The sequence below is a fragment of the Rubrivivax gelatinosus genome (genome assembly GCF_004340905.1).
Lineage (GTDB): Bacteria > Pseudomonadota > Gammaproteobacteria > Burkholderiales > Burkholderiaceae_C > Rubrivivax > Rubrivivax gelatinosus.
Genome location: NZ_SLXD01000006.1, coordinates 12,691 through 34,279 on the forward strand (window position 1 = coordinate 12,691; position 21,589 = coordinate 34,279).

Sequence of the window (21,589 nt, forward strand, 5' to 3'; positions counted from 1 at the left end):
CACGGAGGGCCATTGTTGAGCGAGGTCAGTCGGTGCGCATGCGCGCCGCCGGACGTGGCTTGGCCGCCTTGACGGCGCCAAAACGCGCCAGCGTGCGTTCGCGCGCTTCGTCGTGCGCGACGACCGGCGCGGGGTAGTCGCGGCCGAGCACCACGCCGGCGGCGGCCAGGTCGGCCGGGCGGGCGCGCCAGGGCGCATGCAGCAGTTTGTCGGGCAGCTTCGCCAGCTGCGGCAGGTAGCGGCGGATGAAACGCCCCTCGGGGTCGAAACGTTCGCTCTGGCTGACCGGGTTGAAGATCCGGAAATAGGGCTGGGCGTCGCAGCCGGTCGAGGCCGCCCACTGCCAGCCGCCGTTGTTGGACGCCAGGTCGAAGTCGTTCAAGTGGCGCGCGAACCAGGCTTCGCCGCGGCGCCAGTCGACGCCGAGGTCCTTGCTCAGGAAGCTGGCGCTGATCATGCGCAGCCGGTTGTGCATGTAGCCGGTGCGCGTGAGCTGGTGCATCGCCGCGTCGACGATCGGGTAACCGGTGCGGCCCTCGCACCAGGCGGCGAAGAGTTCGTCGGCGTGCCTGCCGTGTTCCCAGTGGATGCGGTCGTACTCGGGCTTGAAGCAGCCGCCGACGACCCGCGGGTGGTGGTGCAGCAGCTGGTGATAGAACTCGCGCCAGATCAGCTCCGACAGCCAGATCTCGGCGCCACGCGAGCCGGCTGTCGAACGCTGGTGGGCCTCGCGCGCCAGGCGGCGGATCGAGACCGTGCCGAAACGCAGGTGCGGCCCGAGGTAGCTCGGCCCCTTGACGGCCGGGAAGTCGCGCCAGTCGGCGTAGTGGTCGATGCGCTCGAGGAAGTCGGTCAGCAGCTCGCGGCCGCCGGCCGGGCCGCTGGGCAGCTTCAGCGCGTGCAGGTTGGTGGTCTCGAAACCGATCTCGGCCAGCGTCGGCAGCGTCTCGCCGGCCGGCCGGGGCGCCAGCGCGCCGGCGTGGCGCTCGACCGGGTAGGACGCGAGGTAGAAGTCGTCGAGCTTCTTCAGCCAGGCGTTGCGGTAGGGCGTGAACACCGAGAACGGGCCGCCGCCCTGGGTCAGCACCTCGTCGCGTTCGAAGATCACGTGGTCCTTCGAGCCGTGGAAGGCGATGCCGGCGTCGGCCAGCGCGCCGCGCACGCGGGCGTCGCGCGCCAGCGCCTCGGGTTCGTCGTCGTGGCTGGCGTAGACCGCCTGCGCGCCCAGCGCCAGCGCCAGGCGCGGGATCTCCTGCAGCGGCCGGCCGTGGCGCACGATCAGCCCGGCGCCGTCGACGCCGTGCGAGGCCGCCAGCGCACGCAGCTCGGCGTCGACGCCGACGACGCTGTCGCGGATGAACTCCACGCGCCGGTCGGCGCGCGGCAACGGCTCGAGGATGTCGGTGTCGAAGACGAAGACGCACCAGACCCGGCGCGCGGCGCGCAGCGCGTGGTACAGGGCCGCGTTGTCCTCGGTGCGCAGGTCGCGGCGCAACCAGACGAGGGCATGGTCGATGCTGTTCTTCACATCCGCCAGTGTGCCCGGGAATAAGATAGGAGGATGGCCGCCATCGACCTGTCGAACCAGTTCCTCATCGCCATGCCCGGCATGGCCGACGAGACCTTTGCCGGCGCCGTCGTCTATCTGTGCGAGCACAACGAGCGCGGCGCGCTCGGGCTGGTCATCAACAAGCCGATCGACATCAAGCTGCGCAACCTGTTCGAGCGTGTCGAACTGCCGCTGGACCGTGACGAGTTCGCCGAGCAGCCGGTGTTCTTCGGCGGCCCGGTGCAGACCGAACGCGGTTTCGTGCTGCACGAGAAGACCGGCGACGGCAGCGGCTACAGCTCGACGATGTCGGTGCCCGGTGGCCTGGAGATGACGACCAGCAAGGACGTGCTCGAGGCGATGTCGCAGGGCGGCGGCCCGCGCCGCGTGCTGGTGACGCTGGGCTACAGCGGCTGGGACGCCGGCCAGCTCGAGGAGGAGATCCGCCGCAACGGCTGGCTCAACGTCGACGCCGACCCGAAGATCATCTTCGAGACCCCCGTCGAGCAGCGCTACGACCAGGCGCTGTCGCTGCTGGGCTTCGACCCGCGCATGCTGTCGCAGGAGGCCGGGCACGCCTGACGCGTGGCCCGTCGCGTCGCCTTCGAATGAGCCCGGCCGCTCCGCCTGAACCCGCGCGCAGCTTTCTCGCATTCGATTTCGGCGTGCGCCGCGTCGGCGTCGCCGTCGGCAACACCTTGCTGGCCCAGGCGCGGCCGCTGAAGACCGTCGCCGCCGAGGGCGACGCACGTTTCGCCGCCATCGCCCGGCTGATCGAGGAGTGGCGGCCCGACGCGCTGGTCGTCGGCGTGCCGTTCCATCCCGACGGCGCGGAGCACGACAATACGCGCCGCGCGCGGCGCTTCGCCCGCCAGCTGCACGGCCGCTTCCGGCTGCCGGTGCACGAGGTCGACGAGCGCTACACGACCGTCGACGCGCTGGCCGCCGGGGCCCGCGACGCCGACGCCGCGGCCGCCGCACTGATCCTCGACCAACACCTGAGAACCCTCGCCCCATGACCGTCCTGCAGCTCGATGCCGAGGCGCTCTACGCCGAACTGCGCCAGGGCCTGCGCGCCGTCCTCCCGCCCGACGCGGTGCTCGTCGGCATCTGGTCCGGCGGCGCCTGGCTGGCCGAACGCCTGCAGCGCGACCTGGGCCTGCCCGGCGCGCACGGCGTCATCTCCAGCATGCTGCACCGCGACGACTTCGGTTCGCGCGGGCTGGCCGCCGGCGGTGACCCGACCCATCTTCCGTTCTCGATCGACGGCCGCCACGTGGTGCTCGTCGACGACGTGCTCTACACCGGCCGCACGATCCGCGCCGCGATCAACGAGTTGTACGACTTCGGCCGTCCGGCCAGCGTGACGCTGGTGGTGCTGGTCGACCGCGGCGGGCGCGAACTGCCGATCGCCGCGGCGCTGGCCGCGGCGCGCATCGCCCTGCCGGCCGGCCAGCGCCTGTCGCTGGCGCGCGCCGAGGACGGCCGTTTCACCTTCGCCATCGAGGAGGCCGCATGACCCCGTGCCGCCGCGACCACGCCCAGCAGCGGGAGGCCCGCTGATGCTCTCGCGCCGCAACCCCCAGCTCAACCGCCACGGCGAGCTGATCCACCTGCTGTCCATCGAAGGCCTGCCGCGCCCGGTGCTGACCCAGATCCTGGACACCGCCGGCACCTTCCTGTCGGTCAACGACCGCGAGGTGAAGAAGGTGCCGCTGCTGCGCGGAAAGAGCGTGTTCAACCTGTTCTTCGAGAACAGCACGCGCACCCGCACCACCTTCGAGATCGCCGCGACGCGGCTGTCGGCCGACGTCATCAACCTGGACATCAACAAGAGCAGCACCGCCAAGGGCGAGAGCCTGCTGGACACGATCGCCAACCTGTCGGCGATGCACGCCGACATGTTCGTCGTGCGCCACAGCGAGAGCGGCGCGCCCTACCTGATCGCCCAGCACTGCGCGCCGCACGTGCACGTGGTCAATGCCGGCGACGGCCGCCACGCGCACCCGACGCAGGCGCTGCTCGACATGTACACGATCCGCCACTACAAGCGCGACTTCACGCAGCTGACGGTGGCCATCGTCGGCGACATCGTGCACTCGCGCGTGGCGCGCTCGGACATCCACGCGCTGAACGTGCTCGGCGTGCCCGAGATCCGCGCCGTCGGCCCCAAGACCCTGGTGCCGGGCGACCTCGCCGGCATGGGCGTGCGCGTCTGCCACGACATGGCCGAAGGCATCCGCGACGCCGACGTGATCATCATGCTGCGCCTGCAGAACGAGCGCATGAGCGGCGCGCTGCTGCCGTCGGCCGGCGAGTACTTCAAGAACTACGGCCTGACGCCGGAGAAGCTGGCGCTGGCCAAGCCCGACTGCATCGTCATGCACCCGGGCCCGATCAACCGCGGCGTCGAGATCGAGTCCTCGGTCGCCGACGGCACGCACAGCGTCATCCTGCCGCAGGTGACCTTCGGCATCGCGGTGCGCATGGCGGTGATGTCGACGATCGCCGGCAACCAGGCCTGAACCCATGAAGATCCTCATCCGCAACGGCCGCGTCGTCGACCCGGCCACCGGCCGCGACGAGACGGCCGACCTCGCGATCGCCTCCGGCCGCATCGTCGGCCTCGGCGCCGTCGGCGACTTCCAGGCCGACCGCACGATCGACGCCACGGGCCTGGTCGTCGCGCCCGGCCTCGTCGACCTCGCCGCGCGCCTGCGCGAACCCGGCCAGGAGCACGAAGGCATGCTCGAGAGCGAGCTGGCGGCCGCGGCCGCCGGCGGCGTCACCAGCCTCGTCTGCCTGCCCGACACCGACCCCGTGCTCGACGAGCCGGGGCTGGTGGAGATGCTGAAGTTCCGCGCCCGCAAGTTGAGCCGCTGCCGGCTGTTCCCGCTGGGGGCGCTGACGCGCCGGCTCGAAGGCACGACGCTCGTGGAGATGACCGAGCTGACCGAGGCCGGCTGCGTTGGCTTCTCGCAGGTCGACGTCGCGGTCCAGGACACCCAGGTGCTGCTGCGTGCGATGCAGTACGCCGCGACCTTCGGCTACGCCGTCTGGCTGCGGCCGCAGGACGGCTGGCTGGGCAAGGGCGTCGCCGCGTCGGGCGCGGTGGCCACGCGCATGGGGCTGTCGGGCGTGCCGGTGGCCGCCGAGACGGTGGCGCTGCAGACCATCCTCGAGCTGGTGCGTGTCACCGGCTGCCGCGTGCACCTGTGCCGGCTGTCCAGCGCCGCCGGCGTCCGGCTCGTGCGCGCCGCCAAGGCCGAGGGTCTGCCGGTCACGGCCGACGTCAGCATCAACTCGCTGCACCTGACCGACGTCGACATCGGCTTCTTCAACGCCGACATGCGGCTGACGCCGCCGCTGCGCCAGCAGGCCGACCGCGACGCGCTGCGCGCCGCGCTGGCCGACGGCACGATCGACGCGCTGGTGTCCGACCACAACCCGGTCGCCGAGGACATGAAGAACCTGCCGTTCGGCGAGGCCGAGCCCGGCGCCACCGGGCTGGAGCTGCTGCTGAGCCTGGCGCTGCGCTGGGGCCGCGACCACGGCCTGACGCTGGCCCAGGCGCTGGCGCCGGTGACGCAGGCGCCGGTGCGGGTGCTCGGCGAGGCCGTCGGTTCGCTGGTCTCCAGCGCCGGCCGGCTGGTCGAGGGCGGCGTCGCCGACGTCTGCGTCTTCGACCCGGCGGCCGAGTGGCAGGTCGCGCCGGCGGCGCTGGCCAGCCAGGGCAAACACACGCCGTTCGCGTTCTCGTCCACCGGCATGGCGCTGCCCGGCCGGGTGCGTGCGACGCTGGTGGCGGGCACGGTCGCCTACGAGGCCGCTTGAGCGCGGTGCTGCGCGCGCCCTGGCGCGTCGCCGGCGTGCTGCTGCACGGCCTGCGCGGCGTGGTGATGGCGCTGTGGATCTTCCCGCGGCTGGACGCCGCGGGGCGCCACCGGCGCACACGCTGGTGGGCCGCGACGATGCTGCGCTGCCTGGGCATCGAGCTGCGTGTGCAGGGCGAGTTCCGCCCCGGCGCCAAGCTGATCGTCGCCAACCACCTGTCGTGGCTGGACATCATGGCGATCCACTCGGTCTGCCCCGAGGCACGTTTCGTCTCCAAGGCCGACGTGCGCCAGTGGCCGGTGGCCAACCGCCTGGTCGACGCCGCGGGCACGCTGTACCTGGAGCGCGAGAGCAAACGCGATGCGCTGCGTGTCGTGCACCGCATGGCCGAGGCGCTGCAGGCCGGCGACACCGTCGCCGTCTTCCCCGAAGGCACGACCGGCGACGGCCGCGAGCTGCTGCCCTTCCACGCCAACCTGCTGCAGGCGGCGATCGCCACCGGCGCGCCGGTGCAGGCGGTGGCGCTGCGTTACGCCGAACCCGGCCATGCGGTCAGCCCGTCGGCCACCTGGATCGGTGCCGAGACACTGGCGGCCAACGTCTGGAAACTCGCCCGCGCGCGCGGCGTCGTGCTGCACCTGACGGTGCTGCCGGCCGAGGCCAGCGCCCACGCCGACCGTCGCGCGCTGGCGGCGCGCTTGCGCGAACAGATCGCCGCTGCGCTGCCCGGCTGAAGGCCGTGAGCCGATGAACCGTCCGACCCTCGCCGTGCGCCGCCTCGGCATCGACACCTGGCGCGAGAACGTCGCCTTCCTGCACCGCGACTGCCCGGTGGTGCGGGCCGCCGGTTTCCAGGCCCTGTCCAAGGTGACGATCGCCGCCGGCGGCCGGAGCATCGCCGCGGTGTTGAACGTCGTCGACGACCTCCGGCTGCTCGAGCCGCTGCAGCTGGGCCTGAGCGAACAGGCCTTCGCACGCCTGGGGGCTGCCGACGGCGACAGCGTCTCGATCGAACACGCCGCGCCGCCGCCCTCGCACGCCGCGCTGCGGCGCAAGATCGCCGGCGAGCGCCTGGGGCGCGAGGAGCTGCACGCCGTCGTCGCCGACATCGCCGCCGAGCGCTACACCAAGGTCGAACTGGCCGCCTTCGTCGTCGCGACGCAGCAGTACGAGCTCGACCGCGAGGAGGTGCTGCACCTGACCGAGTCGATGATCGCCGCCGGCCGGCGCCTGGACTGGAACGGCAGCGGCGGCGGCCGGCCCATCGTCGACAAACACTGCATCGGCGGCGTGCCGGGCAACCGCACGTCGATGCTGGTCGTGCCCATCGTCGCCGAACACGGCCTGCTGTGCCCCAAGACCTCGTCGCGTGCGATCACCTCGCCGGCCGGCACCGCCGACACGATGGAGGTGCTGGCCGAGGTCGAGCTCGCGCCCGAGCGGCTCAAGCAGATCGTGCACGCCGTCAACGGCTGCCTGGCCTGGGGCGGAACGGCGGCGCTGTCGCCGGCCGACGACGTGCTGATCGCCGTCGAGCGCCCGCTGGCGATCGACTCGCCGGGGCAGATGATCGCCTCCATCCTGTCCAAGAAGATCGCCGCCGGCTCGACGCACCTGGTGCTCGACATCCCCGTCGGGCCGACGGCCAAGGTGCATTCCGAAGCCGCGGCGCAGCGCCTGAAGCGGGTCTTCGAGTTCGTCGCCGAGCGCCTGGGGCTGACGCTGGAGGTGATGCTGACCGACGGCCGCCAGCCGGTGGGCCGCGGCATCGGCCCGGTGCTGGAGGCGCGCGACGTGATGCAGGTGCTGCGCCACGACCCGCAGGCGCCGCCGGACCTGCGTGCCAAGGCGATCCGCCTGGCCGGCCGCATGATCGAGTTCGACCCCGCGGTGCGTGGCGGCGACGGCGAGCGCATCGCCACGCAGATCCTCGACTCGGGCCGCGCGCTGGCGCGGCTGGAGGCCATCGTCGACGCCCAGGGCCGGCGCGCCGACCCGCCGCCGCCCGGGCCCCTGGTCTTCGACGTGCCGGCGCCGGCCGACGGCGTCGTCGCCGGCATCGACAACCTGCGCCTGGCGCGCATCGCCGGGCTGTCGGGCGCGCCGCAGATGGCCGGCGCCGGGCTGGACCTGTTCGTCAAGATCGGCGACGCGGTGCGCCGCGGCGAGCCGCTCTACCGCATCCATGCCTGCGTCGCCGCCGACCTGGAGTTCGCGCGCCGCGAGGCGCTGCACGACTGCGCCTACGTCTTCGCCGGAGCCGCCCGATGAGCCTGCTGCTCGCCTTCGACGACGAACTGACGCTGGCCCGGCCGCTGGCCGCGGTGCTGGGCTGGCCGCTGGCGGTGGTCGGGCGCCACGTCTTCCCCGACGGCGAGTCGCGGCTGCGGCTGCCGCCGGCGCTGCCGCCGCGGGTCGCGCTGCTGCGCGGGCTGCAGCGGCCCAACGAACGCCTGGCCGAGCTGATGCTGGTCGCCGGCGGCACGCGTGAACTCGGCTGCCGCGAGCTGACGCTGGTCGCGCCCTATCTGGGCTACATGCGCCAGGACATCGCCTTCACGCCGGGCGAGGTCGTCAGCCAGCGCCACCTGGGGCGCGCGCTGGCCGCCTGGTTCGACGCCGTGATCACCGTCGACCCGCATCTGCACCGGGTGGCGACGATGGACGAAGTCGTGCCCGGGCGGCGCGGCGTCGCGCTGGGCGCCGCGCCGCTGCTCGGCCGGCTGGCCGCCGAACGTGTGCCCGGCGCGCTGCTGGTCGGCCCGGACGCCGAATCCGAGCAGTGGGTGACGGTGGCCGCCGAGGCCGCCGGGCTGGAGCACGCGGTCTGCATGAAGCAGCGCCACGGCGACCGCGACGTCGACGTCGCGCTGCCGGCGGCCGAGGTCGCCGGGCGTGCCGTCGTGCTGCTCGACGACGTCGCCAGCACCGGGCGCACGCTGCAGGCGGCGGCGCGCGGGCTGCTCGAGCGTGGTGCCGCCAGCGTCGACGTCGCGGTCACGCACGCGCTCTTCGTCGGCGACGCCCTGGCCGAGCTGCGCGCCGCCGGCGTGCGCCAGGTCTGGAGCAGCGACTGCGTCGCGCACGAGAGCAACGCCGTCTCGGTGGTGCCGCTGCTGGCGCAGGCCTTGGAAGACCCGTCCTAGCCGTTCCGTGGCCGGCTCCCTCTCCCGCGTGCGGGAGAGGGGGAACTCAGGCCTTGCCCTGGCTCGCCACCGCGGCGGCGGCCTTGGCCGCGGCCTCGGGGTCGCCGAGGTAGTAGCTGCGGATCGGCTTCAGGTCGTCGTCGAGCTCGTAGACCAGCGGGATGCCGTTGGGGATGTTGAGGCCGACGATGTCGGCGTCGCTGATGCCGTCCAGGTACTTCACCAGCGCGCGGATGCTGTTGCCGTGCGCGGCGATGACCAGGCGCTGACCGTCCTTGATGGCCGGCGCCAGGCATTCGTTCCAGAACGGCAGCACGCGCGCGACGGTGTCCTTCAGGCACTCGGTCAGCGGCACCTGCTCGGGCGCCAGCCTAGCGTAACGCGGGTCCTGGCGCTGGCCACGCGGGTCGGCGGCGTCGAGCACCGGCGGCGGCGTGTCGTAGCTGCGGCGCCAGACCAGCACCTGCTGGTCACCGTACTGCTTGGCCATGTCGGCCTTGTTCAGGCCCTGCAGCGCGCCGTAGTGGCGTTCGTTCAGGCGCCAGTCCTTGACGACCGGCAGCCAGGTGCGCTCCATCGCGTCCAGGCAGTGCCAGAGCGTCCAGATGGCACGCTTCAACACCGAGGTGTAGGCGACGTCGAACTCGTAGCCGGCGGCCTTGAGCAATCGGCCCGCTTCGCGCGCCTGGGCGACGCCGGTGTCGGTCAGCGGGACGTCGGTCCAGCCGGTGAAACGGTTCTCGAGGTTCCAGGTGGATTCCCCGTGACGGATCAGGACGAGCTTGTGCATGGGCCGAATTCTATAATTCGCGCCCTCTGCCGCCTTTGACCCCGACGCCTTGAACTTCCTCATCGAAAACTGGATGCTCGTCTTCATGGCCGCCCTCTCGGGTGGCCTGCTCGTGTGGCAGACGATCCAAGGCGGCGTCGGCCGCGGTGTGCCGCCTGCCGAGGCGGTGCGGCTGATCAACCGCGAGAAGGGCGTGCTGATCGACGTCTGCGAGAGCGCCGAGTACGAGAAGGGCCACGCCGTCGGCGCGCGCAACATCCCGCTGGCGACGCTCGTCGACGCCAAGGGCCTGCCGGGCAACAAGACGCTGCCGATCCTGCTGCTGTGCGCCTCGGGCGCCCGCGCCGGTCGCGCCGCCGCGCAGCTGCAGAAGGCGGGCTACGAGAAGGCCGTCGCGGTGGCCGGCGGCAACGCCGCCTGGCGCGAAGCCAACCTGCCGATGGAAAGCGGCGCCAAGGGCGACAAGCCCGAGAAGGTCGAGAAGGCCGAGAAGACCGACAAGAAGGCCAAGCCCGCCAAGGCCGAAGCCAAAGCCCTGCCGGCGCCGGCCGCCGAAGCCCCGGCAACGCCGGCGGCTCCCGTGGACGAGCCCGCGCCGTCGGTGGCCGAAGCCCCGGCGGTCGAGCCCCAGACCCCGCCGCAGGAGCCCAAGGGCGCCTGAGCCCGGTGCGCGGCACGCCCCGCGCGCTTCTGGGTCTTGTCATCCGCCGGACAATTTGCCCCGAGCCTGCCGTTCCAGCGCGGGCGAGGAAAGTGCATGAGTCCCGTCCGGATGTACACGACCCAGGTCTGCCCGTACTGCCTGCGCGCCAAGGCGCTGCTCAAGCAGCGTGGCGTCGGCACGATCGAGGAGGTCCGCGTCGACCTGGATCCCGCCCAGCGCGACGCGATGATCGCGCTCACCGGACGCCGCACCGTGCCGCAGATCTTCATCGGCGAGACCCACGTCGGCGGCTGCGACGACCTGATCGCGCTGGACCAGCGCGGCGGCCTCGCCCCCCTGCTCGCGGGCTGATCCGCCCGGGGCGGGAGCCCCGGTTCGGTGGTCCATAATCGCCGGCCGCTGCCGCCCGAACCCGGGCGGCCACCCCCCAACACGGAAGCACCATGGCCGACGAGACCCCCGTTTTCCAGATCCAGCGCATGTACCTGAAGGACTTGTCGCTGGAGCAGCCGAACTCGCCGCAGATCCTGCTCGAGCAGCAGCAGCCGGCGGTCGAGATCAACCTCGCGATGGCCGCCGAGGTCGTCGCCGACGGCATCTTCGAGGTCACCGTCACCGCCACCGTCACGACCAAGGTCGCCGACAAGACGCTGTTCCTCGTCGAGGCCAAGCAGGCCGGCATCTTCGAGATCCGCAACATCCCCGACGAGCAGATGCAGGGCATCCTGAGCATCGTCTGCCCGCAGATGGTCTACCCCTACCTGCGCGCCATCGTCTCGGACGTCTGCACGCGCGCCGGCTTCCCGCCGATCCTGCTGAACGAGGTCAACTTCCAGGCCATGTTCGAGGCCCGCATGCAGGCCGAGGCCGCCCAGGCCAACGGCGGCTCGCCGATCATCACCTCGGCGAACTGATCGCCTTCGCGGGGCCTTCGCGGCCCCGCCTTCGCGCTGCCGACACGATGAAGATCGCCGTCCTCGGCGCCGGTGCCTGGGGCACGGCGCTCGCCGCCGCGGCCGCGCCGCGCCACGACGTCCTCTTGTGGACGCGTGACGCCGCCCAGGCCGCCGACATCGCGGCCACCGGCCGCAACACCCGCTATCTTGGCGACGAGCCGCTGCCCGCCGGCCTGCGTGTCAGCGCTGACCGCGACGCCGCGCTCGCCCACGGCGAAGGCGGCCTGCTGGTCATCGCCACGCCGATGGCCGGGCTGCGTGAACACCTGGGATCGCTGCCTGACGAGCGCCCCGCGCTCTGGGCCTGCAAGGGCTTCGAGAGCGGCACCGGCCGGCTCGGCCACGAGATCGCGCGCGAGCTGCGCCCCGGCGCCGCCGGTGGCGTGCTGTCGGGCCCGAGCTTCGCGCTCGAGGTGCTGCGCGGCCAGCCGACGGCGCTGGTCGCCGCCAGCGAGTCCGACACGCTGGCCGCCACGGCGGTCGAGGCCTTCCACAGCGACACGCTGCGCGTCTACACCTCGCGGGACATCGTCGGCGTCGAAGTCGGCGGCGCGGTGAAGAACGTGCTCGCGATCGCCACCGGCATCGGCGACGGCCTGGCCGCCACCGGGCTCAACGCGCGCGCCGCGCTGGTCACGCGCGGGCTGGCCGAGATGACGCGGCTGGGCGTCGCGCTCGGTGGCCAGGCGGCCACCTTCATGGGTCTGTCGGGCCTGGGCGACCTGGTGCTCACCGCCACCGGCGACCTGTCGCGCAACCGCAAGGTCGGCCTGGCGCTGGCCGCCGGCAAGGCGCTGCCCGACATCCTGGCCGAGCTCGGCCACGTCTCCGAAGGCGTCTACAGCGCTGCCACCGTGCTGCAGCGCGCGCGTGCGCTGGGCGTCGAGATGCCGATCACCGAAGCCGTCGTCGAGGTACTCGAAGGCCGCGTCTCGCCCGAGACCGCGCTGCGGCGGCTGATGGGCCGCCAGTCGAAGGCCGAGTAGCCTTCGGCTGTTGACCACACGGCTCCCCCGAGCCCCCTCCGAGAGGGTGCTCCAGCTCGTTCGAGCGCACCCTCCAGCCTCCCTCCGTGAGGGAGGCTCCAGTTTGTATGACGTCCGATGCGCTGCGGGTCCGCCGCGGCCTGCGCGGACGGCTATGCGGCGCCGTCGTATCCGTTCTGCCGCCAGGCGTCGAAGACCGCGACCGCCACCGCGTTGCTGAGGTTCAGGCTGCGCTGGCCGGCGCGCATCGGCAGGCGCACGCGCTGCGTGTCGGGAAAACGCGCCAGCAGCTCGGCCGGCAGGCCGGCGCTCTCGGCGCCGAAGACCAGCCAGTCGCCTGCTTGCCAGCGCTGCTCGGCCAGCGGGTGCGAGCCGCGGGTCGTGAACACAAACATCCGCGCCGGGTCGGGGCGCTCGGTCTCCAGCAGCGCGTCCCAGCAGGCGTGGCGGCGCACCGGCGCGTACTCGTGGTAGTCCAGCCCGGCACGGCGCAGCTGCTTGTCGTCCATCGAATAACCCAGCGGCTCGACGAGGTGCAGCCGGCATCCGGTGTTGGCCGCCAGGCGGATGACGTTGCCGGTGTTCGGCGGGATTTCGGGGTGGACGAGCACGATGTCGAACATCGGCCGACCATAACTCAGTCCGGCGTGCGCGCCAGGATCCAGGCGTCGACCGCCGCGGCGCCGGCTTGGCGCAAGGCGGCGGCAGCTTCTCGCAGCGTCGTGCCGGTGGTCGCGACGTCGTCGACGAGCGCGACGCGGCGGCCGGCGAGCACGGTGCGCGCGGCCGGCGGCACGTGGAAGGCCGCGCGCAGGTTGGCCAGGCGCTCGGTGCGGCCCAGTTCGGCCTGCGGCGGTGTGTCGAGCAGGCGCTCCAGCAGGTCGGCGCGCGCCGGCACGCCGCGCCGGCGGGCGCAACGCCGGGCGATCTCCCAGGCCTGGTTGTAGCCGCGCTCGGCCAGGCGCGTGGCCGACAGCGGCACCGGCACGACGACATCCGGCGCCGGCAGCGCCGCCGCGGCGTCGGCCACCAGCGGCGCCAGCGCGGCGGCGAGTTCGACCCGGCCGTGGAACTTCAGCGCCGCGACCAGACCGTCCCAGGGGAAGCCGTAGTCGGCCGCGCAGGCCGTGTGTTCGAAGGGTGGCGGCCGCTGGCGGCACTCGCCGCAGACATCGCCGGCGGCCAGCGGCAGCGCGCAGCACCGGCAGCGCGGCCGCGGCGCGGCGAAGCGTGCGACGCAGTCGGCGCACAGCGCCGCGCGGGTGGCGCTGCGGCAGACCTCGCACTGTCCGGGCAGGCGGGCGAGCCAGGCGGCCGAAAGCATGGTCTCAATATACTGGCCGCATGCCCGAGACCGACGCCGCCGAGCGCTCCGCACGCCGCCCGCTCGACGAGGCGGCGCTGGCGCGCGTGCTGCGCCGCCTGCGTGCCGCCGACGAGCCGCCCTGGCTGCACGGCGAGGTCGCGCGCCGCATGGCCGAGCGCCTGTCCGTGATCCGCAAGCAGCCGGCGCGGGTGCTCGACTGGTGGGCCGCCACCGGCGCCAGCCGCAGCGTGCTGGCCGCGGCCTATCCGTCGGCCGAAGTCGTCGCCGTCGAACCCGAAACCGCGCCGGCACCGGCCGCGTCGCCGTGGTGGTCGCCGCGGCGCTGGGGCGGCGCGCGTGCGCCGCAGGTCCAGGCCGAGGCCGAGGTCGCGCCCGGCGGCGCCGAGCTGGTCTGGGCGAACATGATGCTGCACGGCGTCGCCGACCCGCAGGCCGCGATGTCGCGCTGGCACCGCGCCCTGGCCGTCGACGGCTTCCTGATGTTCTCGACGCTGGGCCCCGGCACGCTGGAGCGCCTGCGCTCGATCTACGCCGAACAGGGCTGGACAGCGCCGTTCGCGCCCTTCGTCGACATGCACGACCTCGGCGACATGCTCGTCGAGGCCGGTTTCGCCGACCCGGTGATGGACCAGGAAACCATCACGCTGACATGGCCTCACGCGGGAGCGGCAATTGCCGAGTTGAGGACCCTGGGCGGCAACGTCGACGCGTCGCGTCACCCCGGGCTGCGCACGCCTCGCTGGCGCCAGCGGCTCGAAGCGGCGCTCGTGCACGGCGCGGCTCCCGGCGGTCGCCCGGCACTCGCGTTCGAGATCGTCTTCGGACACGCCTTCCGGCCGCCGCCGCGGCCGCGTGTCGCACCGCAGACGGCGGTGCCGCTCGACGACCTGCGAAGCATGGTTCGCGCCGGCCGGAGACCTCCCGGCTAGCGACGCGCGAGCCTGATGGAGTCCAGCGATTTGAACGACATCCAGGCGAGCGCGAACGAAACAGCAGAAGGATTTACCGCCCGGCCGCGCCTGGCGCAGGCGCTGGCCGCCGTGCTGCTGCTGTCGGCGGGGGCGGCGCAAGCCGTCGAGGACCTCGCCGGCGGCCCCGGCGTGCGCCAGCTCAACCTGCAGCCGGCGGCCACCCGCATCGCGGTCGAGCAGTACTCGCTGCACAACGTCGTGATGCTCATCTGCCTGGTGATCTTCGTCGGCGTCTTCGGGGTGATGTTCTGGTCCATCCTGAAGCACCGCAAGTCGCTGGGCCACAAGGCGGCCAACTTCCACGAGAGCGTCACGGTCGAGATCGCGTGGACCGTCGTGCCCTTCCTGATCATCATCCTGATGGGCGCGCTGGCCACGCGCACCGTCGTGGCGATGAAGGACACGACCAACGCCGACCTGACGATCAAGGCCACCGGCTACCAGTGGAAGTGGGGCTACGACTACCTGCAAGGCGAGGGCGAAGGCATCGCCTTCCTGTCGACGCTGGACCCTCGCCACCGGCAGATGTCCGACGCCGGCCGGCCCGAGGGCAACGACTACCTGCTGCGCGTGGACAACCCGCTGGTGGTGCCGGTGCAGCGCAAGGTGCGCATCGTCACCACGGCCAACGACGTGATCCACGCCTGGGGCGTGCCGGCACTGGGCGTCAAGCAGGACGCGATCCCCGGCTTCGTGCGCGACACCTGGTTCCGCGCCGAGCGCACCGGCGACTTCTACGGCCAGTGCGTCGAGCTCTGCGGCAAGGAGCACGCGTACATGCCGATCCACGTCAAGGTGCTCGGCGCCGCGGACTACGCCGCCTGGGTGCAGGCGAAGAAACGCGAGATGGCTGCCGCGGCCGACGACCCGAGCCGCACCTGGACGCTGGCCGAGCTGGTGACACGGGGTGAGCAGGTCTACGCCGCCAACTGCGCCGCCTGCCACCGCCCCGACGGCAAGGGCGGCGGGCCGATCAAGCCGCTGGACGGCAGCGCCATCGTGCGCAACGAGCCGGCGCGCCAGATCGACATCGTGCTGCAAGGCGCCGCCAACGGCGCGATGCCGTCCTGGAAGGTGCTGTCGGACACCGAGATCGCCGCCGTCGTCACCTTCACGAAGAACGCCTGGAGCAACCAGACCGGCGCGCTGGTGCAGCCCGCGCAGGTCGCCCAGGCCCGTCCTTGACGCCGCCCGCAGGCGGCAGGAGCCCCGAATGAGCGTTGTCCTCGAGCCGCCGGTCGGCCCCGCGCACGGACCAGCACATGGCGCGCAGCACGAGCACGCCCACGGCATCCCGCAGGGCTGGCGGCGCTGGCTCTACGCCACCAACCACAAGGACATCGGCACGATGTACCTGCTGTTCAGCTTCGTGATGCTGATCACCGGCGGCGTGCTGGCGCTGGCGATCCGCAGCGAGCTGTTCCAGCCCGGGCTGCAGTTCTTCAACCCCGAGCTGTTCAACCAGCTGACGACCATGCACGGGCTGATCATGGTCTTCGGGGCCATCATGCCGGCCTTCGTCGGCTTCGCGAACTGGCTGATCCCGATGCAGATCGGCGCGTCGGACATGGCGTTCGCGCGCATGAACAACCTCAGCTTCTGGCTGCTGATCCCGGCGGCGCTGCTGCTCGTCGGCTCGTTCTTCATGCCCGGCGGCGCACCGGCCACCGGCTGGACGCTGTACGCGCCGCTGACGCTGCAGATGGGCCCCAGCATGGACGCGGCGATCTTCGCGATCCACCTGATGGGCGCCAGCTCGATCATGGGCTCGATCAACATCGTCGTCACGGTGCTCAACCTGCGCGCACCCGGCATGACGCTGATGAAGATGCCGCTGTTCTGCTGGACCTGGCTGATCACCGCCTACCTGCTGATCGCGGTGATGCCGGTGCTGGCCGGCGCGGTGACGATGACGCTGACCGACCGCCACTTCGGCACCAGCTTCTTCAACCCCGCCGGCGGCGGCGACCCGGTGATGTACCAGCACATCTTCTGGTTCTTCGGCCACCCCGAGGTCTACATCATGATCCTGCCGGCCTTCGGGATCATCAGCCACATCCTGCCGGCCTTCGCACGCAAGAAGCTGTTCGGCTACACCTCGATGGTCTACGCCACGGCCTCGATCGCGATCCTGTCGTTCATCGTCTGGGCGCACCACATGTACACGACGGGCATGCCGGTCACCGGCCAGCTGTTCTTCATGTACGCGACGATGCTGATCGCGGTGCCGACCGGCGTGAAGATCTTCAACTGGACGGCGACGATGTGGAAGGGCTCGATGAGCTTCGAGACGCCGATGCTCTGGGCCATCGGCTTCCTCTTCGTCTTCACGATCGGCGGCTTCACCGGGCTGATCCTGTCGATGGCGCCGATCGACATCCAGCTGCAGGACACCTACTACGTCGTCGCGCACTTCCATTACGTGCTCGTCGCCGGCTCGCTGTACGCGATCTTCGCCGGGGTCTACTTCTGGGGGCCGAAGTGGACCGGGCGCATGTACTCCGAGTTCCACGGCAAGCTGCACTTCTGGCTGTCGCTGGTGTTCTTCAACCTGGCCTTCTTCCCGATGCACTTCCTCGGGCTGGCCGGCATGCCCAGGCGCTATGCCGACTACCCGGTGCAGTTCGCCGACTTCAACGCCGTCGCGACGATCGGCGCCTTCGGCTTCGGGATCATGCAGGTCTACTTCTTCGTCTTCGTCGTGCTGCCGATGATGCGCGGCAAGGGCGAGCCGGCGGCGGCCCGGCCCTGGGACGGCGCCGAGGGCCTGGAGTGGGAGATCCCGTCGCCGGCGCCGTGGCACAGCTTCGAGACGCCGCCGCGGCTGGACGCCAGCGCCACGCGCATCCTGCGCTGAGGGCCGCGGTGATGGCGCTCGACGAGCAGCAGACCCGCCGGCGCGCCAACCGGCGCCTGGGGCTGTGGCTGGCGGCGCTGGCGCTGGCTTTCGGGCTGGCTTTCGTGCTGCGCATGAGCTGGGGGCGCGGGTGACGGCGCGGGCGCTGCTGGCCGACAACCGGCGGCTGTTCGCCAAGCTCGCCGTCGTCGCCGCGGCGATGTTCGGCTTCGGCTACGCGCTGGTGCCGATGTACCGCGCGATCTGCGACGCGCTGGGCATCAACGTGCTGGCGCGCGCCGAGCTCAACACCGTCGGCGCCGCGGCGCCGGCGGCCAACACGCAGGTCGACACGAGTCGCACCGTGGTCATCGAGTTCGACGCCAACGCGCGCGGGCCCTGGGAGTTCCGGCCGTCCCGGCGCACGCTGGCCGTGCACCCGGGCGAACTGGCGCGTGTCGACTACGTGTTCCGCAACCGCCAGCCGGTGGCGATGACGGCACAGGCGATCCCGAGCTACGCCCCGCAGGTCGCGGCGGCGCACTTCGGCAAGCTGGAGTGCTTCTGCTTCAGCGAATGGACGCTGCAGCCGGGCGAGCAGCGCAGCTGGCCGGTGGTCTTCGTCGTCGACCCGAAGCTGCCGCGCGAGGTGACGACGATCACGCTGTCCTACACCTTCTTCGCCGTCGGCGGGCGCACGCCGCCGGCTCCCGGGGGCGGCACGTGAACGCGCCGCGCCGCCTGCCGCTGGCCCGCACGCTGCGCGCCGTCGCCTGGTCCTTCTTCGGCGTGCGCCGCGGCGCCGCACACGAGGAGGACTTGCGCCACCTGAGTCCGGCGCTGGTGATCGCCGTCGGCATCGCCGCGGCGATCGCGCTGGTCGCCGCGCTGCTGCTGCTGGCGGCCTGGGTCGTCGACAGCGGCGTCGCCGCCTGAACCGCCACACGAGGAGTCCGCATGTCCGCCCATCCGCCCGCCCGGTCCGCGTACTTCGTCCCGCCGCCGTCGAGCTATCCGGTGCAGATCGCCGGCGGCATGCTGCTGGTGATGCTCGGCGCCTCGCAGTGGGTCAACGGCGCGCGCTGGGCGCCCTGGGTCACGGCGGCGGGCCTCGCCGTCTGGCTCTGGGTGCTGTTCCACTGGTTCCGCCAGGCGGCGCACGAGAGCGAGTCCGGGCTCTATTCCGAGCAGGTCGGCGGCTCCTACCGCTGGGGCATGGCCTGGTTCATCTTCTCGGAGCTGATGTTCTTCGCCGCGTTCTTCGGCGCGCTGCTGTACGCCCGGATGATCTCGCTGCCTTCGCTGGGCAGCCTGGACCATCAGCTGCTGTGGCCCGACTTCAAGCCGCTGTGGCCCAGCGAGGCGCCGGGGCTCACGGCTTCACCGGCCGGCGTCGTCGAGCCCTTCGGGATCATCGGCCCCTGGCCGCTGCCGACGCTGAACACCGCGCTGCTGCTGAGCTCGGGGCTGACGATCACCGTCGCCCACCACCGCCTGCTGGGCGGTGAACGCACCGGCACCATCCGCTGGATGCTGGCGACCATCACGCTGGGCCTGGTCTTCCTGTGCGTGCAGGCGATCGAGTACCACCACGCCTACACCGATCTGAACCTGAAGCTGACGTCGGGCATCTTCGGCTCGACCTTCTTCATGCTGACCGGCTTCCACGGTTTCCACGTCTTGGTCGGCCTGCTGATGCTCGCCTCGATCACGCTGCGTCTGAAGGCCGGGCACTTCACGTCCGAGCGCCATTTCGGCTTCCAGGGCGTCGCCTGGTACTGGCACTTCGTCGATGTCGTCTGGCTGGGCCTGTACCTGCTGGTGTACTGGCTGTGAACGCGGCGCTGTCAGACGGCGTTCGGCGTGATCCAGCCGAGCTGCCAGGCCAGCAGCACGCCGAGGAAGAGCGCGATCGACAGCCCGATGCGCCAGGCCAGCGCGCGCGCCATGCGGCGGTCGCGGGTGGCGGCGTCGCGGCGGCCGAGCAGCGCGACGCCGGCGGCGGCCAGCGCGCCGAAGACCGCAGCGAGCAGGGCGAGGATGGCGAACTTCATCGGCCCAGCGTAGCGCGCCGCCCGGCCCGGCGGGGCGCGGGGTTGTGGCTGATCGTGACGCTGGTGTTCGCCGCGCTGTGCGTGCGCCTGGGCTTCTGGCAGCTCGACCGTGCCGCCGCCAAGCTGGCGCTGCGCGCCGAGGTCGCCGAACGCGCGGCGCTGCCGCCGCTGGCGGCGGCAGTGCTGGCTGCAACGCCCGAAGCGGCCGCGGCGCAGCACTACCGCCGCGTCACGCTCGCCGGCCGCTGGCTGGCCGATCGCACCGTCGCGCTGGACAACCGCCAGGTCGATGGCCGGCCGGGTTTCGTGCTCGTCACCCCGCTCGTGCTGGCCGACGGCAGCGCGGTGGCGGTGCAGCGCGGCTGGCTGCCGCGCGACGCGGCCGAACGCAGCCGCATCGCCGCGCCGCCGCTGCCGGCCGCGTTGGTGCAGGTGGCGGGGCAGCTGGCGCCGCCGCCGTCGCGGCTGTTCGCCTTCGGCGCCGACGCCCCGGGCGCGGTGATCCGCCAGAACCTGGACCTGGGCGCCTGGAGCGCCGAGATCGGCGTGCCTCTGCGCCCGCTGTCGCTGGTGCAGCTCGACGGCCCACGGACGGCGGCCGACGGCCTGCGACGCGTGATGCCGCAGCCCAGCGCCGACGTCTCGCGCCACCGGGTCTACGCCGGCCAATGGTTCCTCTTCGCCGCGCTGGCGCTCGTCTTGTATGTCGGAATCCTGGTCTTCCGTGCCCGCCGGCCACGCTGAGCCGCCGCCCGGCCTGGTGCGCCGACGGCGGCTGACGATGCTGGCCGTCGCCACGGTCTGCGCCGCGCCGGTGCTGGCCTCGTATCTGGCGTTCTACGTCGTGCGGCCGGCGGGCGCGCCGCGCGCCGGCATGCTGGTGCAGCCGCCGCGCGAGCTGCCGGCCGACCTGTCGCTGGCCGGCCTGGACGGCAGGCCGGTGGCGCCGGCTTCGCTGCGCGGGCAGTGGCTGCTGGTGGTCGTCGCGCCGTCGAGTTGCGGCGAGGCCTGCGAGCGGCGCCTGTTCCTGCAGCGCCAGCTGCGCGAGATGCTCGGCCGCGAGCGCGACCGCGTCGACAAGCTCTGGCTGCTGCCCGACGCCGGCCGGCCGGCGCCGGCGCTGCAGGCCGCCGTCGAGGCCGCGCCGGCGGTGACGCTGCTGCGTGCCGACGCCGCGGCGCTGGCGCGCTGGCTGGGGCCGGCCGAGGCCGAGGACGCGCTGCTGATCGTCGACCCGATGGGCCGCGAGATGATGCGCCTGCCGGCCGGCGCCGACCCGTCGCTCGCGCGCCGCGACCTCGAGCGCCTGCTGCGCGCCTCGGCCTTCTGGGACCGCCCGGGGCGCTGACGATGGCCGCCGTCGACCTCGCCCCCTTGGGCCGCCTGCTGGCGCTGGCCGCGCTGCTGGCGGCGCTGCCGCTGGGCTGGTTGCTGTGGCGCACACGCGGCGGGCGGCCGCAGGCGCGGCTGGCGGCGCTGACGACGCTGACGCTGTTCCTCGCCTTCGACCTCGTCGTCTTCGGCGCCTTCACCCGGCTGTCGGACTCCGGGCTGGGCTGCCCCGACTGGCCGGGCTGCTACGGCCACGCCAGCCCGGTCGGCGCGGCCGATCACATCGCCGCGGCGCAGCAGGCGCTGCCTTCGGGGCCGGTGACCTGGTCCAAGGCCTGGATCGAGATGATCCACCGCTACCTGGCGATGACCGTCGGCGCGTTGGTGCTGGTGCTCGCGGTGGCCAGCGTGCGCGCCCGGCGCTCGCTGCCGCACGGCGCCGGCTGGGCGCTGGCGACGCTGGTCTGGGTGCTGGCGCAGGGGCTGCTGGGCAAGTACACGGTGACGCTGAAGCTGTTCCCGGCCGTCGTCACGCTGCACCTGCTCGGCGGCCTGGGGCTGCTGGCGCTGCTGGCCTGGCAGCAGGCGTCGTGGCGCCTGGCGCGGCCGTCGGCGCCACCGGGGCTGCGGGCGTTGGCGCTCGCCGGCTTCGCCGTGCTGATGCTGCAGGCCGCGCTGGGCGGCTGGGTCAGCAGCAACTACGCGGTGCTCGCCTGCACCGGCTTTCCGGCGTGCAACGGCGAGGCCTGGCCGGCGATGGACGCCGGAGCCGGCTTCGGCCTGTGGCGCGAACTGGGCCGTGGCAGCGACGGCGCCTTGCTGTCCTTCGAGGCCCTGGTCGCGATCCACATGGCGCACCGGCTGTTCGCGCTGGTGGCCGTCGCGGTCCTGGCCGCGCTGGCCTGGCGGCTGTGGCGCGCGCCGGGCTGGCGCCGCTTCGGCGCCGTGCTGGCGGCGCTGCTGCTGTTGCAGCTCGCCAGCGGCCTGTCCAACGTCGTGTTCGGCTGGCCGCTGGCCGCCGCGCTGGTGCATTCGGCCGGCGCCGCGGCGCTGGTCGTGCTGCTGGCCAGCGTCGTCGCGCTCGCTGCGCCGGCGGGTTCGCGACGTGCCAGCGTGCAGCCGCAACCCGTCGCCGCCTGACCCC

General features: G+C 72.6%; 27 protein-coding genes. 22 read left to right on the top strand and 5 right to left on the bottom strand.

The window, feature by feature from the left end; translation table 11 throughout:
• Positions 1-25 precede the first annotated feature (25 nt).
• Complete coding sequence (locus EV684_RS10400; protein WP_132646915.1) at positions 26-1,528, bottom strand: cryptochrome/photolyase family protein; 1,503 nt, start codon at positions 1,526-1,528, stop codon at positions 26-28.
• 33 nt (positions 1,529-1,561) lie between these two features.
• Between EV684_RS10400 and EV684_RS10405 the strand changes: the two genes are divergently transcribed.
• From EV684_RS10405 to EV684_RS10440, 8 genes are read left to right on the top strand one after another with little or no spacing between them, the layout of a single operon-like run.
• Positions 1,562-2,131, top strand: coding sequence for a YqgE/AlgH family protein (locus EV684_RS10405; protein WP_132646917.1), 570 nt, complete (start codon positions 1,562-1,564; stop codon positions 2,129-2,131).
• A gap of 26 nt (positions 2,132-2,157) precedes the next feature.
• Complete coding sequence (ruvX, locus tag EV684_RS10410) at positions 2,158-2,568, top strand: Holliday junction resolvase RuvX (RefSeq protein ID WP_132646919.1); 411 nt, start codon at positions 2,158-2,160, stop codon at positions 2,566-2,568.
• A complete protein-coding gene (pyrR, locus tag EV684_RS10415; protein WP_132646921.1) occupies positions 2,565-3,068 on the top strand; it encodes a bifunctional pyr operon transcriptional regulator/uracil phosphoribosyltransferase PyrR in 504 nt (167 codons plus the stop codon). The genes ruvX and pyrR overlap by 4 nt, the downstream gene beginning before the upstream one ends.
• Positions 3,069-3,111: 43 nt before the next feature.
• Positions 3,112-4,074, top strand: a complete 963-nt coding sequence (locus EV684_RS10420) for an aspartate carbamoyltransferase catalytic subunit (RefSeq protein WP_132646923.1) — start codon at positions 3,112-3,114, stop codon at positions 4,072-4,074.
• Positions 4,075-4,078: 4 nt separating this feature from the next.
• Positions 4,079-5,383 (top strand): dihydroorotase, encoded by a 1,305-nt coding sequence (locus tag EV684_RS10425; RefSeq protein ID WP_132646925.1) that lies wholly within the window; start codon positions 4,079-4,081, stop codon positions 5,381-5,383.
• Positions 5,384-5,388: 5 nt separating this feature from the next.
• The gene (locus tag EV684_RS10430; protein WP_375138647.1) at positions 5,389-6,117 is read left to right on the top strand and encodes a lysophospholipid acyltransferase family protein; all 729 of its coding nucleotides are present in this window, start codon (positions 5,389-5,391) and stop codon (positions 6,115-6,117) included.
• 13 nt (positions 6,118-6,130) lie between these two features.
• Positions 6,131-7,654, top strand: coding sequence for a thymidine phosphorylase family protein (locus EV684_RS10435; RefSeq protein WP_132646929.1), 1,524 nt, complete (start codon positions 6,131-6,133; stop codon positions 7,652-7,654).
• Entirely contained in the window at positions 7,651-8,529 is an 879-nt protein-coding gene (locus EV684_RS10440) for a ribose-phosphate diphosphokinase (RefSeq protein WP_132646931.1), read from the top strand. The genes EV684_RS10435 and EV684_RS10440 overlap by 4 nt, the downstream gene beginning before the upstream one ends.
• Positions 8,530-8,575: 46 nt before the next feature.
• Here the strand turns inward: EV684_RS10440 and gpmA are convergent, their stop codons facing one another.
• Positions 8,576-9,319 (bottom strand): 2,3-diphosphoglycerate-dependent phosphoglycerate mutase, encoded by a 744-nt coding sequence (gpmA, locus tag EV684_RS10445; RefSeq protein ID WP_132646933.1) that lies wholly within the window; start codon positions 9,317-9,319, stop codon positions 8,576-8,578.
• Between the two features lie 49 nt (positions 9,320-9,368).
• Between gpmA and EV684_RS10450 the strand changes: the two genes are divergently transcribed.
• The 4 genes from EV684_RS10450 (at position 9,369) to EV684_RS10465 (ending at position 11,925) form a co-directional block, all read left to right on the top strand.
• The gene (locus EV684_RS10450) at positions 9,369-9,980 is read left to right on the top strand and encodes a rhodanese-like domain-containing protein (RefSeq protein WP_132646935.1); all 612 of its coding nucleotides are present in this window, start codon (positions 9,369-9,371) and stop codon (positions 9,978-9,980) included.
• Between the two features lie 96 nt (positions 9,981-10,076).
• Positions 10,077-10,334: a glutaredoxin 3 gene (gene grxC, locus EV684_RS10455; RefSeq protein ID WP_132646937.1), complete on the top strand. Its 258-nt coding sequence runs from the start codon at positions 10,077-10,079 to the stop codon at positions 10,332-10,334.
• Positions 10,335-10,426: 92 nt separating this feature from the next.
• Entirely contained in the window at positions 10,427-10,897 is a 471-nt protein-coding gene (gene secB / locus EV684_RS10460; RefSeq protein ID WP_132646939.1) for a protein-export chaperone SecB, read from the top strand.
• Between the two features lie 47 nt (positions 10,898-10,944).
• Entirely contained in the window at positions 10,945-11,925 is a 981-nt protein-coding gene (locus EV684_RS10465) for an NAD(P)H-dependent glycerol-3-phosphate dehydrogenase (RefSeq protein WP_132646941.1), read from the top strand.
• Positions 11,926-12,077: 152 nt separating this feature from the next.
• Here the strand turns inward: EV684_RS10465 and EV684_RS10470 are convergent, their stop codons facing one another.
• Both EV684_RS10470 and EV684_RS10475 read right to left on the bottom strand, forming a co-directional pair.
• Positions 12,078-12,548, bottom strand: a complete 471-nt coding sequence (locus tag EV684_RS10470; RefSeq protein WP_132646943.1) for a tRNA (cytidine(34)-2'-O)-methyltransferase — start codon at positions 12,546-12,548, stop codon at positions 12,078-12,080.
• A gap of 14 nt (positions 12,549-12,562) precedes the next feature.
• A complete protein-coding gene (locus tag EV684_RS10475; RefSeq protein WP_132646945.1) occupies positions 12,563-13,249 on the bottom strand; it encodes a ComF family protein in 687 nt (228 codons plus the stop codon).
• A 20-nt stretch (positions 13,250-13,269) separates the two neighbouring features.
• Between EV684_RS10475 and EV684_RS10480 the strand changes: the two genes are divergently transcribed.
• From EV684_RS10480 to EV684_RS10505, 7 genes are read left to right on the top strand one after another with little or no spacing between them, the layout of a single operon-like run.
• Positions 13,270-14,181 (top strand): class I SAM-dependent methyltransferase, encoded by a 912-nt coding sequence (locus EV684_RS10480; protein ID WP_132646947.1) that lies wholly within the window; start codon positions 13,270-13,272, stop codon positions 14,179-14,181.
• 15 nt (positions 14,182-14,196) lie between these two features.
• Entirely contained in the window at positions 14,197-15,408 is a 1,212-nt protein-coding gene (gene coxB / locus EV684_RS10485; RefSeq protein ID WP_200222419.1) for a cytochrome c oxidase subunit II, read from the top strand.
• Positions 15,409-15,436: 28 nt separating this feature from the next.
• Complete coding sequence (gene ctaD / locus EV684_RS10490) at positions 15,437-17,080, top strand: cytochrome c oxidase subunit I (RefSeq protein WP_132646949.1); 1,644 nt, start codon at positions 15,437-15,439, stop codon at positions 17,078-17,080.
• An 11-nt stretch (positions 17,081-17,091) separates the two neighbouring features.
• Positions 17,092-17,214 carry a cytochrome oxidase small assembly protein gene (locus EV684_RS24350; protein ID WP_242478660.1) on the top strand — a complete coding sequence of 41 codons (123 nt, stop codon included), beginning with the start codon at positions 17,092-17,094 and terminating at the stop codon, positions 17,212-17,214.
• Positions 17,211-17,786 carry a cytochrome c oxidase assembly protein gene (locus EV684_RS10495; RefSeq protein ID WP_132646951.1) on the top strand — a complete coding sequence of 192 codons (576 nt, stop codon included), beginning with the start codon at positions 17,211-17,213 and terminating at the stop codon, positions 17,784-17,786. The genes EV684_RS24350 and EV684_RS10495 overlap by 4 nt, the downstream gene beginning before the upstream one ends.
• Entirely contained in the window at positions 17,783-17,995 is a 213-nt protein-coding gene (locus EV684_RS10500) for a DUF2970 domain-containing protein (protein ID WP_132646953.1), read from the top strand. The genes EV684_RS10495 and EV684_RS10500 overlap by 4 nt, the downstream gene beginning before the upstream one ends.
• A 21-nt stretch (positions 17,996-18,016) precedes the next feature.
• Positions 18,017-18,895, top strand: a complete 879-nt coding sequence (locus EV684_RS10505; RefSeq protein WP_132646955.1) for a cytochrome c oxidase subunit 3 — start codon at positions 18,017-18,019, stop codon at positions 18,893-18,895.
• A gap of 11 nt (positions 18,896-18,906) precedes the next feature.
• Here the strand turns inward: EV684_RS10505 and EV684_RS10510 are convergent, their stop codons facing one another.
• Entirely contained in the window at positions 18,907-19,113 is a 207-nt protein-coding gene (locus EV684_RS10510) for a DUF2909 family protein (RefSeq protein ID WP_132646957.1), read from the bottom strand.
• Positions 19,114-19,155: 42 nt separating this feature from the next.
• Between EV684_RS10510 and EV684_RS10515 the strand changes: the two genes are divergently transcribed.
• Genes EV684_RS10515 through EV684_RS10525 form a run of 3 tightly spaced genes read left to right on the top strand, consistent with a single transcriptional unit; the run spans position 19,156 to position 21,585 of the window.
• Complete coding sequence (locus tag EV684_RS10515; protein WP_132646959.1) at positions 19,156-19,857, top strand: SURF1 family protein; 702 nt, start codon at positions 19,156-19,158, stop codon at positions 19,855-19,857.
• Between the two features lie 37 nt (positions 19,858-19,894).
• The gene (locus EV684_RS10520) at positions 19,895-20,461 is read left to right on the top strand and encodes a thioredoxin domain-containing protein (protein ID WP_132646961.1); all 567 of its coding nucleotides are present in this window, start codon (positions 19,895-19,897) and stop codon (positions 20,459-20,461) included.
• A 2-nt stretch (positions 20,462-20,463) separates the two neighbouring features.
• On the top strand, positions 20,464-21,585 hold the full coding sequence (locus tag EV684_RS10525) for a COX15/CtaA family protein (protein WP_132646963.1): 1,122 nt from the start codon (positions 20,464-20,466) through the stop codon (positions 21,583-21,585).
• The last annotated feature ends 4 nt before the right edge of the window (positions 21,586-21,589 follow it).